We start from the raw sequence: 9,802 nt of genomic DNA, 5'->3' as shown, positions 1-9,802 counted from the left end.
ATACAATCATTACTGCAAGAAAACCATGAACGACAAGGTCCAGCACCCTGCATACCGTCGGCAGCGTCAGATGTGTCTAAAGGACAGGCCCCACCCCGTCACCGACGCCGACGGCCGATGAGGGCGGCATGCTCTCGGGCGAAATCCCGCAGCTCGCCTCGGGCACGCTGCAGCCGGTCTCGAAGGATAAGCCGGGACGCGAGAAGGGCCAGCCGATGCCCTACCGCATCGAGGTGGAAGAAGGCCTGCCGGTCGATCCGGACGTCTTCGCCGAACGCGTCCATGGCATCCTCAACGATCCGCGCTCCTGGCCCCGCACCTTCACCCAGGTCGCCTCCGGCGGCCAGATCCGCGTCGTCCTCGCCTCCCCGGATACCGTCGACAAACTCTGCGCGCCGCTGCCCACCCACGGCCGGGTCTCCTGCCAGCGCGGCGATGCCGCCGTCATTAACGTCGTGCGCTGGTCCGAGGGCGCCGAGGCCTTCACCGAGGCCGGCGGTACGTTAAGCGAGTACCGCAATTACCTCATTAACCACGAGGTCGGGCACCTGCTCAGCCAGCTGCACGAAAAGTGCGCCGGTCCCGGCGAGGTCGCCCACGTCATGCAGCAGCAGACCCTGAAGACCGCGCCCTGCACCCCTAACGGCTGGCCGAACCCCTAACGCGGGCATCCAGCCAGGTGAGCGCACTCGCCACGTCGCTGCGCCAGCGATAATCGGCCTTCGCATCACCGCGCGTCGGCCCACCATTAATGATCCCGACGGGCTTTCCCGCCGCCTTCGCATCGAGCACGAAGCGATACCCGCTCGTCACCGCAAGGCTCGTCCCGACGGTCAGCACCGAGCCCGCCGCTGCCGCGAGCTCGCGCGCCCGCGACTTTTTCACCTCGGGCACATTTTCTCCGAAGTAGACGACGTCGGGCTTCAGCGCGAGCGACCCACACACGAGGCACGGCACCATAACAAAGCGATCGACCCACGCCTGATCGAGCGTGACATCGCCATCGGGATTGACGAGCTCGGGGGCCACCCGAACCGCCTCCAGGTAGCCGGGGTTCGCCGCCGCTAGCCGCGCATCGAGCGACGCGCGCGCCTCCGTCGCGCCACAGTCCAGGCAGCGCACAATATCGAGATCGCCATGCAGCGTAACGACGTCCGCCGCGCCCGCCTCGGCATGCAGCCCGTCGACGTTTTGCGTCACGAGCCCCGCGATCAGGCCCGAGCCTGCCCACGACGCCAGAATTTCGTGCGCTCGGTTGGGCCGCGCTCGATCCATGTGCCGCCATCCCACAAAGGAGCGCGCCCAGTAGCGGTGACGCGCCTTCGGGTCGTGGCGAAACTCCTGGTAGGTCATGGGCCGATGCCGCGTCAGCGAGCCGTTCGGGCCGCGATAGTCCGGGATCCCCGAGTCCGTGGAGACCCCCGCGCCCGTGAGCACCAGCGGCCGCGTCTCGCGCAGCAGCCGCAGAATCCCGGCGCTCGCGATCGTGGCGTCCTGCAGCGGCGCCGTTTCCGCGACGACGCGCTGAATCGAGCGAATCGCGCTGTGATGCGCGAGCGCCGCAGGGTGGGAGGTATCGAAGGAATCATTGCCGGACATGGTGCCTTCAGGCTATCGCGCGCCCTGTGTCTCGAGCGCAAAAATGTGTCACCATTGGGCCAGACACCCTCCAAGCTCACAAAGGATGAGACGTGACTGAAAAGCTCAAGATCATTGACGCTGTGAAGGCCATTAACTGGAACCGTATCGAGGACGAGAAGGACCAAGAAGTCTGGGATCGTCTCACCGCGAATTTCTGGCTGCCGGAGAAGGTGCCGGTGTCCAATGACATCCAGTCCTGGGCGACGCTGAACGAGGACGAGAAGACGATGACGACCCGCGTCTTTACCGGCCTGACGCTGCTCGACACGATCCAGGGCACGGTCGGCGCCGTCTCACTGCTGCCGGACGCCACGACGCCGCATGAAGAAGCCGTCCTGACCAATATTGCGTTTATGGAGTCGGTCCACGCTAAGAGCTACTCCTCGATCTTCTCCACCCTGATTTCGACCGCGGAAATCGATGAAGCCTTCCGCTGGAGCGAGGAGAACCCGAACCTGCAGAAGAAAGCCGAAGTCATCCTCGGGCTCTACCACGGCGATGACCCGGAAAAGCGCAAGATTGCCTCGGTCATGCTCGAGTCCTTCATGTTCTACTCCGGCTTCTACGCCCCGATGTACTGGTCCGCGCACGCCAAGCTGACCAACACTGCCGACCTCATCCGCTTGATCATCCGCGACGAAGCTGTCCACGGCTACTACATCGGCTACAAGTACCAGCGCGCGATCGAGAACCAGTCGGCTCAGCGCCAGGCCGAGCTGAAGGACTTCACCTACGAGCTGCTCGATGAGCTCTACGACAACGAAGAGCAGTACACCGAAGACCTCTACGATCCGCTCGGCCTGACCGAAGACGTCAAGATGTTCCTGCGCTACAACGCGAACAAGGCACTGATGAACCTTGGGTACGAGGCGCTCTTCCCGAAGGATGCGACGGCCGTGAACCCGGCGATCCTTGCAGCACTGTCCCCGAATGCTGACGAGAACCACGATTTCTTCTCTGGCTCTGGTTCTTCCTACGTCATGGGTAAGGCCGAAGAGACCGAGGACGAGGACTGGGAGTTCTAGCTCGGGATGGCTAAGGGCACGGCACGGCGCTGGATCGCGCTCCTCGGCGCGATCATCTTGTGGCTTGGTATCGCCTTCACCCTGTTGATGGCGGCAGTCGTCATATACAACGTCGTGAAAGGTGATCCGGTCAGCTGGGTGGTGTTTCCGATTGCGCTCGGATGGAACCTCCTTGGATATGCGCTCATTAAATTCAGTGGCGAGCGCTTCGGCGATGTCATGAACACATGGACCGGATAGGCGCGAAGCGGCGCAAGCTCCTATCAGTCCTCGGTCTTGCCGTGGGCACCCTGATCGCGGCAGCTGCGGTGTCCGGCCACCGCAGCTATCCGCCGGCCCAGCCACTTTTCCAGGCTGGCGTCTGCCCTAACGAGGACGGTCAGATCCAGGAGATCCCCGTCGGAGACGCAGCTTCATCGGTGATCTCGGATGCCTGCGACGAGGGGTGGTCAATAGCAGCCCCGGCCCCGAGTACTCCCGACACGGATGAGGGCCAGGCCCTTGCGGCGCTCGCACGCAACGCCCTGCGCGATGTGTCGACGCTGTCGCCGAAAGTTGCCGGAATCGTGCCCGCTCAGCGGGTGGCGTATGCCGGCTGGTCAGCGAATTGGCGATACGTGTGGCCGCGAGACGCTGCCTTTGTTGGTACTGCGCTCGCGAGGACCGGGCAGCTTGTGTCAGCTACCGAGATCTACCGGTTCCTCGCCGCGCACCAGCTCGATGACGGGACGTTTCGGGCCAGATATAAGCCGGATGGCACTCCTCCCGATGACCGCTCAGCGCAGTTCGAATCGGTGGGTTGGTACGTCTGGGGACTCTCCCAACTCGTGGCACATATGGGTCCGGAAGAGCGAAGCGCTCTCTGGGCAGAGTTCGGAACATCCATTCTCGCGGCGACGGATGCGATGCTTCGGGAAACCGCTACGGGTCTGCCTGCGCCGAGCTCGGATTACTGGGAGCGCGGCGAAACCAGCTTGACTCTATCGACGGCTGCGATGACCCTCGCCGGGTTGCGGGCCGTTTCACCCATCGTCGAAGGGATCGAGCTGCCGGAGGAACACTCACGCATCGTGGTGCTCGCCGAGACCACCGCGGCCCGACTCATTGACGAGATTGTGGAGCATTTCGGGCCAGACTATGGCCGCTACGGCGGAGGCACGGCGCCCGATGCTGCGGTGGCGTTCACGCTCCCACCCTTCCAACCGCTCGCCCTGCCCGGGGCTTTCGAAGCCTGGCAGGAATCTCTGCCCCGCCAATTCGTCGAGGTATCCGGCGGCTACGCTCCGGGGGCCGGGTGGAAGAAGGATGGCCTGTCGTGGACACCCGAAACCACGCTGCACGCCTGGGTTGCGGCGGAGGCAGGCTTAGCGACGAAAGCCAAGGAGATCTTGGTGTGGACGGCTGCCCACACCACGCAGACGGGAGCGATCCCCGAAAAAGTCTCCGTCGAAGGAAAGCCGAGCGCGGTGGCACCGCTTGCATGGTCGTCCGCCAACGTCGTCCTCGCCTACCTAGCGTTGGATGACCAAGAACCGCTTGAGAAAACCCTGGAGACAGCTCGCCCGTGAGCTACTGAAGGATCCGTCCCTCGGCATCGATCGATTGCGTGTTAACGAGCAGCAAGATCGCCTCAATAATCGCCCAGATCGCTGTGATGACTGCGCCAAATCCGAGTGTGAAAACCGTGATGAGGAGCTGCGCGAGACCGCGGCCGATAAAGCCGAGATAGAAATTGTGGATGCCCAAGGTCCCGAGAAAGAGCGCTAACAGGGCTGCAAGAATGCGTGAGCGGTGGGAGATGTGGGCCGGTCGAGGCGGGGGATAGGGGGCGTAGTACTGGTCCGGCTGAGGGTAGTTTTCAGGACCCGAACTCTCTGGGCCGCCCTGAGCATAGTGAGCATCTGGATAGGAATAGCGCGGCCTGGACTGGTGCGGGGGATTGCGGCGCTCATCCTGCCACGGATCATGAGGCGTAGACATCGATGCTCCTAGCTTCTCGCAGCCTTCACAAGCGAGGTTATCAGCGCTGTTGACCGCATTGCTACGACCGTTTGAGTAGTTCGCTGACCGTAACGAACGCATAGCCCTGAGCGCTGAGGCTGCCGATGAAGGTATCGAGTTCACCCATGAGTTCATCGCTCGGATCGCCCCTACCATCGTGGGCGAGGACGATCATGCCGGGCGAAGCGGAGGCTTCGTTTCGTTTCCGCACCTCGGCGGCGTGGGCGCCGGGGAAATGGTGGGACCACAGCACGGCCGTCAGACCGAGATCTGCGTAGCTGCGCAACGACGGCGAATCTAATCGGCCGTAGGGCGGGCGGCCAAGCCGCGGTGCCGGGGCGCCGGTGGCGATAATCGCCGCTTTAGTCTCGCTAAGGCGTCGGCTGAGGTCGGAAAAGCTCTGCCGCAGATAGTCGACGTGCTCCCACTCGTGGATCCCGACCTCGTGACCCTCCCGGGCTTCGCGGGCGATGAGATCCGGCAGTTTTTTCACCGCCGAGCCGATAACAAAAAAGGTCGCCTTGGCTCGATGCTTAGCCAAGATGTCGAGGACCTTCGGCGTCCAGCGCTCATCCGGGCCGTCATCGAAGGTGAGCGCTACGAGTTTGTCGGCGGGATTGGTCCGAAACACCGTCTCGACGCGAAGCGCCGCCGGCACATCTTCGCTGCGCGGAGCGACCCGCTCGGCGGGCTTCAAATGGCGGGGGAGGACGCGACCGATTCCGAGGCCTAGCGCCAAGATAAGAACAGCGCAGATCGTGGCGAGAATGATCCGTCGCCACCGCCCCCCGGGTGGATTCATGAGATAACTGTACTGCGCCATAATGGGGTATGAGTTTCCTCGTAGATCTGGCCCTGGATCTCGTCGGCGATGCGTTCATATCAAAGCCCTCACAACGCAAACGCCGCATGCGAAAACTCAAAGCCTGCGCCGCCGATGTTGCGCGCGGCGACCTGCCTGCCTTGAACCCCGAAACCCCCGCGACGGGCGCTATCCAGCCTGGATCAATCGCGTGGGCAAAGCTGCCCGCGATCAAACCTGTTGTCGTGCTCGCGATCGCTGGCCAGACGGTTGCGGCGCTGGTAGACCCCGCGACGCCGGGGGCGATCAGGCTGGAGCACCTGGCCCAATTCGATGTCCTGAAAAACCGCAACGCGGTCGATATCCCCCACCTGAAGAAGCTGCCCGCCGATCAGCTCTATAGCGAAGGCAAGCAGCTGCGCCGCTCTGACTTTCAGCTCGTTGCCGCAGCCCTCGGCTACCCAACTGGCGAAGGACGTTCATGATCAAGCGCGCGATCGGCGCGATCCTCGACTTCATGAGCGACGGCCTGCCGACGGAAAAACTCTTCCGCGGGTGGTACCTGCGAGGCCTCACCGTGACTGCCACCCCCGTGCCGACAGGGGCGGTCCCGCCCCTGAGCTATGACACGTCCCTTCACGTCTACCGAACGGGCATGGTCGCGTGGGTCAAGATGGACAAGCCAGAGCCCGTCATCGTGCTGGCCAAAGACAGCGAAGCAGCGTATCTGGGCCGGCTCGTTGCCGCGAGCGATCCGGCAGTCCTCGCGTTTGCGAGCCTGCGACGTGCCCGTTTCCTGCGCGGGCGCACCGCGCTCGATCTCACCCGGGCCTATCGCCTGCCGCTTAACCTCACGGGCAGGTTCGCCCGGCGCGCGGACGCACTGAAGCTGGAGGATTGGCGAGTGACCGAAGAGGAATTTGCCCAGATCGGGCCCGCTCTCGGTCGGCCAGGAGACTGACCTCCTACCAGGCGGCACACCTGCTTGAACAAAACCGTACCCTCGACCAGGATCTGGTCATGACGACGCGCGCTTTCTACCGGCATCTTGGTGGCAACTGGTTCGAATCGACGGAGCACGCCGAGGGGGCGTGGAACCCGGAACAGCAACACATGGCCGCGGCCTGTGGCCTGCTCGCCCAGGAACTCGAACGCCACGTCGAACTCCAAGACGGCTCCACTCCGGCCGGTCCTGCCAAGCGCTTCGCCCGCCTCGCCTTCGACATCATGGGCCTCCTGCACGGCGGCCGCTTCCAGGTCATCGTCGAGACGATCCGGCCCGGCAAAACAATCGAACTCATCCAGGCTGCGATGGTCAAAGACGGCCGCGAACTCCTCGTGCTGCGCGCCTGGCGCCTCATGACCTCCAACTCGGCGGAAATAGAAGGCTACGAGGACACCGACATTCCCGGGCCCGCCGAATGCGAGCCCTATCCGGAGATGACGAAATGGCCCGGCGGCTTCATCCGCGCCACCACCTTCCGGCAATCGGCCCGCTCCCGACTGGGCAACGGCGTCGTGTGGATGACGACGAAGCACGACGTGTGTGAGGGCCGGGAAACCAGCCCGTTTGCCCGGCTCATGGGCATGGCCGACACGACGAACGGTGTCATGCCGCGCGGCTCGAAAGACGAGTGGATGTTCCCCAACGTCGACCTGACGGTCTACCTCTACCGCGAACCGGTCGGGGACTGGATCGGCTTCGACGTCCAACAGTCCATTGGCCCCGACGGCATCGGCGTGACCTCCACCGTGCTGCACGATACCGCCGGGCCGTTTGGCCGCGCCGAGCAGATCCTGACGGTGCGAGACATGAGGTCTCATCCGTAACCAGGCGGACATATCCGCGTCACCTTCGTCCGTACGCTGAGGCCGTGAGCACAGTGGAAAACCCGATCGTCAGCGTGCGCGGTTTGGGACGCGGCCAGGGCAGCGCCAGTGGCGATGTCCTCGAGGGTGAGGTGTTCGGTCTCGCGGATCCGGGCCGCGGCGGCGAGGCCCGATTGCATGGATGCGAAGGCGCCGGCGAGCGTCGTGACCGGGTCGACGATGTTGAAGGCGTAGAGCAGGAAGGCCACGAGCGTGGAGACGGCGAGCTCGCCGGAGCTCACCCGCCAGGCCCCGAGCCCAAGGATCGTGATGATGGCGAGCTGGATGCCGCCGCCGGCGACCGTCCACACGAGCGCGGAGTATCACACCGAGCGGATCGAAAAGTGGGCGGATTCCTCGGCCTTGGACCGCACCCGCGCGATCTCCCGCGCCTCGGCGCGCGAGGATTTCACGGTCCGCAGGGCGCGCATGCCGCTTTCTAACGCGGCGCCGACCTCCCCGATCGCGTCCTGCGCCTGCTTGTCCGCCTTCCCGATTTTCGGCATGAGGACGACGGTGCCGATGAGCGAGACAGTGCTTGACGATCTGGACGACGCCCGTGGCCACAGCTTCCCGCAACAGCACCGTATCGGAGGTCACGCGGGTGATGAGCTCGCCGGTTTTGAGGGCCTGAATGTCCTCAAGGCGGGCGCGAAGAAACCGCTGGATGAGGCTCGGTCGCGCATCGAGGACGATGTTTTCGGCCAGGCGCCCGGCCCAGGAAAATCCCGAGGCTGATCGTCGCGAGGCGGGGACGCACATAGCCCCACAGCAGGGCGATGCCCTCGCCAAAGGGCGGGGCCTTCGCCTCGGTCGCGGGCGAATCGGGCGAGGTGGCAGGAGCGGTCATAGCGGAATCCGTCCAGAGGAAACATGGGTGGCAGCGCCCTGAGCCTGGGCCCCCGGGCGCCCACTCTTCCTCCTTGCGGCCCATTTTTAGGGCATAGACAGCCGGATTCAAGCCTTTTTGAGACACTAGTACCATGACTGAAAAATCCGTTAAGCCCAGCATCCTTGTCGTGTGCACCGGCAATATCTGTCGCTCCGCCATGGCCGACGTCATTTTGACGCAGCGGGCCGCCGAGCGCGGCATTGCGGTCGAGGTCGTCTCGGCCGGCATCAGCAATGAGGAGGCGGGCAACCCGATCGACGATCGCGCGCAGCGCGTGCTGCGCGATGCGGGCTACGAGATCCCGCGCCACGCCGCCCGCCAGGTCCGCCCCGGAGAGCTCGCCGGCTACGATCTCGTCCTCGCGATGACCGACCGACACTTCTCCGCACTCAGGCGCATCGCCGAACGCGACGGGGTTAGCACGGATAACGTCCGCATGTGGCGGGAGTTCGATCCCGAGCTGCCGAGCGGAACGCCCGTCGGCACCGAGTTGGACGTGCCGGACCCGTGGTACGGCGGACACCAGGACTTCCTCGACACGCTCGCCGTTGTTGAGGGTTCTGCCGACGCCGTGCTCGACGCCGCCATCGCCGCCGCGAAGGCGAACTAGAGGTAGCGGCCCAGTCCCTCGAGCGCCGCGAAGCCCGTCGGTTCGCCGCCGAGCATCTCGATCTCGACGATGGGGGCGGACAGCGCGCTCGCGAGCTGCCGGATGTAGTCGGCTTCGCTCGCGCGCCGCTGCTCAAAGACCTCCCCGAGGCCGGGCGGGGTGCGGCGGTTGACGGCCAGCGCGCCGACGGAAATCCCGAGTTCACTGAGCGAGCGGGCAAATTCGATCGTCTCGAGCACGGGCATCCGCTCGGCAGTCAGCGCAAGGACGAAACTCGTCGCGGCCGTGTCGCTCAGGTGTTCGCGAAACCGCGTAAAGAGCGTGCGGCGCCGGTCCAGCACCGCGCGGATATCGGCCTCGCGCTCCTTGTCCTTTTTGCGGTAACCGAGCGCCTCGGCCGCGTCGGAAAACGATTCGGACTTCTTCCGCCGCGAGATCAGCGCATCGGTGTACACCGCCATCATGTCCGGCAGGCGCATGAGCCGCGCGGTGTGCCCCGTCGGGGCCGTGTCGAACACGATGAGGTCGTAGCGCCCGGCGGCATCATCGACGACGATCTGCGCGATGCGCTCCATGAGCGCAGACTCGTGGGTGCCCGGCGAATCGCGCACCACCGCGAGGTAGGTATCGACCTGGCCCTGCATCCCGTCGGCGACGAATTTCTTCATCGTCTCGCCGACGACGGCCAGGTGCTCGGCCGCGATCGCGGCCGGGTCGAGCTCGACGCCATCGAGCCTGCCGGCCCCCTCCCACAGGGTGACGGGAACGGCGCCGACGCTGCGGTCCCACAGGTGGCCGAGGTTGTGGGCCGGGTCGGTGGAGACGACGAGGACGCGCCCGCCGGCCTGCGCGCGGGCGAGGGCGGTGGCGGAGGCCAGCGTCGTCTTGCCGACGCCGCCCTTGCCGGAAAAGAACAGGATGCGGTGGTGATCGGCGAGATCGCGGATCGCGGGCATGTGTCT

Annotated in this window: 15 protein-coding genes; 9 read left to right on the top strand and 6 right to left on the bottom strand. The window is 64.8% G+C overall.

Annotated features, from left to right (window positions below; all coding sequences use genetic code 11):
* The first annotated feature begins 128 nt into the window (after positions 1-128).
* Positions 129-662, top strand: a complete 534-nt coding sequence (locus tag MUN85_RS05975) for a DUF3152 domain-containing protein (RefSeq protein ID WP_143027333.1) — start codon at positions 129-131, stop codon at positions 660-662.
* On the opposite strand, the gene MUN85_RS05970 is transcribed toward MUN85_RS05975, so the two are convergent.
* The gene (locus MUN85_RS05970; protein WP_250505843.1) at positions 640-1,599 is read right to left on the bottom strand and encodes a Sir2 family NAD-dependent protein deacetylase; all 960 of its coding nucleotides are present in this window, start codon (positions 1,597-1,599) and stop codon (positions 640-642) included. The genes MUN85_RS05975 and MUN85_RS05970 overlap by 23 nt on opposite strands.
* A 92-nt stretch (positions 1,600-1,691) precedes the next feature.
* Here MUN85_RS05970 and nrdF point away from each other — a divergent pair, with 92 nt between their 5' ends.
* Genes nrdF through MUN85_RS05955 form a run of 3 tightly spaced genes read left to right on the top strand, consistent with a single transcriptional unit; the run spans position 1,692 to position 4,234 of the window.
* On the top strand, positions 1,692-2,666 hold the full coding sequence (nrdF, locus tag MUN85_RS05965) for a class 1b ribonucleoside-diphosphate reductase subunit beta (protein WP_092562645.1): 975 nt from the start codon (positions 1,692-1,694) through the stop codon (positions 2,664-2,666).
* 6 nt (positions 2,667-2,672) lie between these two features.
* Complete coding sequence (locus MUN85_RS05960) at positions 2,673-2,906, top strand: hypothetical protein (RefSeq protein ID WP_250505842.1); 234 nt, start codon at positions 2,673-2,675, stop codon at positions 2,904-2,906.
* On the top strand, positions 2,894-4,234 hold the full coding sequence (locus tag MUN85_RS05955; RefSeq protein WP_250505841.1) for a glycoside hydrolase family 15 protein: 1,341 nt from the start codon (positions 2,894-2,896) through the stop codon (positions 4,232-4,234). Before MUN85_RS05960 ends, MUN85_RS05955 begins: the two co-directional genes overlap by 13 nt.
* 1 nt (position 4,235) lies before the next feature.
* Here the strand turns inward: MUN85_RS05955 and MUN85_RS05950 are convergent, their stop codons facing one another.
* Both MUN85_RS05950 and MUN85_RS05945 read right to left on the bottom strand, forming a co-directional pair.
* Positions 4,236-4,646, bottom strand: a complete 411-nt coding sequence (locus MUN85_RS05950) for a TM2 domain-containing protein (RefSeq protein WP_250505840.1) — start codon at positions 4,644-4,646, stop codon at positions 4,236-4,238.
* 61 nt (positions 4,647-4,707) lie between these two features.
* Positions 4,708-5,469, bottom strand: a complete 762-nt coding sequence (locus MUN85_RS05945; RefSeq protein WP_250505839.1) for a polysaccharide deacetylase family protein — start codon at positions 5,467-5,469, stop codon at positions 4,708-4,710.
* Between the two features lie 29 nt (positions 5,470-5,498).
* On the opposite strand from MUN85_RS05945, the gene MUN85_RS05940 reads away from it, so the two are divergent.
* From MUN85_RS05940 to MUN85_RS05930, 3 genes are read left to right on the top strand one after another with little or no spacing between them, the layout of a single operon-like run.
* A complete protein-coding gene (locus MUN85_RS05940; protein WP_250505838.1) occupies positions 5,499-5,954 on the top strand; it encodes a hypothetical protein in 456 nt (151 codons plus the stop codon).
* A complete protein-coding gene (locus MUN85_RS05935) occupies positions 5,951-6,430 on the top strand; it encodes a hypothetical protein (RefSeq protein ID WP_250505837.1) in 480 nt (159 codons plus the stop codon). The genes MUN85_RS05940 and MUN85_RS05935 overlap by 4 nt, the downstream gene beginning before the upstream one ends.
* 59 nt (positions 6,431-6,489) lie before the next feature.
* A complete protein-coding gene (locus MUN85_RS05930) occupies positions 6,490-7,299 on the top strand; it encodes a thioesterase family protein (RefSeq protein ID WP_250505836.1) in 810 nt (269 codons plus the stop codon).
* Here the strand turns inward: MUN85_RS05930 and MUN85_RS05925 are convergent.
* Together MUN85_RS05925 and MUN85_RS05920 are read right to left on the bottom strand one after the other, a co-directional pair.
* Positions 7,290-7,649 carry a 6TM ABC transporter family protein gene (locus MUN85_RS05925; protein WP_250505835.1) on the bottom strand — a complete coding sequence of 120 codons (360 nt, stop codon included), beginning with the start codon at positions 7,647-7,649 and terminating at the stop codon, positions 7,290-7,292. The genes MUN85_RS05930 and MUN85_RS05925 overlap by 10 nt on opposite strands.
* A gap of 12 nt (positions 7,650-7,661) precedes the next feature.
* Positions 7,662-7,844, bottom strand: coding sequence for a 6TM ABC transporter family protein (locus MUN85_RS05920; protein ID WP_250505834.1), 183 nt, complete (start codon positions 7,842-7,844; stop codon positions 7,662-7,664).
* Positions 7,845-7,860: 16 nt separating this feature from the next.
* Here MUN85_RS05920 and MUN85_RS05915 point away from each other — a divergent pair, with 16 nt between their 5' ends.
* Both MUN85_RS05915 and MUN85_RS05910 read left to right on the top strand, forming a co-directional pair.
* On the top strand, positions 7,861-8,076 hold the full coding sequence (locus MUN85_RS05915) for a hypothetical protein (RefSeq protein ID WP_250505833.1): 216 nt from the start codon (positions 7,861-7,863) through the stop codon (positions 8,074-8,076).
* A gap of 245 nt (positions 8,077-8,321) precedes the next feature.
* A complete protein-coding gene (locus MUN85_RS05910) occupies positions 8,322-8,840 on the top strand; it encodes a low molecular weight protein-tyrosine-phosphatase (RefSeq protein WP_250505832.1) in 519 nt (172 codons plus the stop codon).
* On the opposite strand, the gene MUN85_RS05905 is transcribed toward MUN85_RS05910, so the two are convergent.
* The gene (locus MUN85_RS05905) at positions 8,837-9,796 is read right to left on the bottom strand and encodes an ArsA family ATPase (RefSeq protein ID WP_250505831.1); all 960 of its coding nucleotides are present in this window, start codon (positions 9,794-9,796) and stop codon (positions 8,837-8,839) included. The genes MUN85_RS05910 and MUN85_RS05905 overlap by 4 nt on opposite strands.
* Positions 9,797-9,802: the final 6 nt, after the last annotated feature.

The organism is Bowdeniella massiliensis (assembly GCF_023634005.1).
Classification (GTDB): Bacteria; Actinomycetota; Actinomycetes; order Actinomycetales; family Actinomycetaceae; genus Bowdeniella; species Bowdeniella massiliensis.
Note: the sequence above shows the minus strand (reverse complement) of the source record. Positions and strands in the feature narration are given on the sequence as shown.

Bases quoted from the DNA above. Each gene is read 5' to 3' on its own strand.
- MUN85_RS05975 (WP_143027333.1), top strand. From the start codon at position 129: ATGCTCTCGGGCGAAATCCCGCAGCTCGCCTCGGGCACGCTGCAGCCG.
- MUN85_RS05970 (WP_250505843.1), bottom strand. From the start codon at position 1,599: ATGTCCGGCAATGATTCCTTCGATACCTCCCACCCTGCGGCGCTCGCG.
- MUN85_RS05960 (WP_250505842.1), top strand. From the start codon at position 2,673: ATGGCTAAGGGCACGGCACGGCGCTGGATCGCGCTCCTCGGCGCGATC.
- MUN85_RS05955 (WP_250505841.1), top strand. From the start codon at position 2,894: ATGGACCGGATAGGCGCGAAGCGGCGCAAGCTCCTATCAGTCCTCGGT.
- MUN85_RS05950 (WP_250505840.1), bottom strand. From the start codon at position 4,646: ATGTCTACGCCTCATGATCCGTGGCAGGATGAGCGCCGCAATCCCCCG.
- MUN85_RS05945 (WP_250505839.1), bottom strand. From the start codon at position 5,469: ATGAATCCACCCGGGGGGCGGTGGCGACGGATCATTCTCGCCACGATC.
- MUN85_RS05940 (WP_250505838.1), top strand. From the start codon at position 5,499: ATGAGTTTCCTCGTAGATCTGGCCCTGGATCTCGTCGGCGATGCGTTC.
- MUN85_RS05935 (WP_250505837.1), top strand. From the start codon at position 5,951: ATGATCAAGCGCGCGATCGGCGCGATCCTCGACTTCATGAGCGACGGC.
- MUN85_RS05930 (WP_250505836.1), top strand. From the start codon at position 6,490: ATGACGACGCGCGCTTTCTACCGGCATCTTGGTGGCAACTGGTTCGAA.
- MUN85_RS05920 (WP_250505834.1), bottom strand. From the start codon at position 7,844: ATGCCGAAAATCGGGAAGGCGGACAAGCAGGCGCAGGACGCGATCGGG.
- MUN85_RS05915 (WP_250505833.1), top strand. From the start codon at position 7,861: ATGAGCGAGACAGTGCTTGACGATCTGGACGACGCCCGTGGCCACAGC.
- MUN85_RS05910 (WP_250505832.1), top strand. From the start codon at position 8,322: ATGACTGAAAAATCCGTTAAGCCCAGCATCCTTGTCGTGTGCACCGGC.
- MUN85_RS05905 (WP_250505831.1), bottom strand. From the start codon at position 9,796: ATGCCCGCGATCCGCGATCTCGCCGATCACCACCGCATCCTGTTCTTT.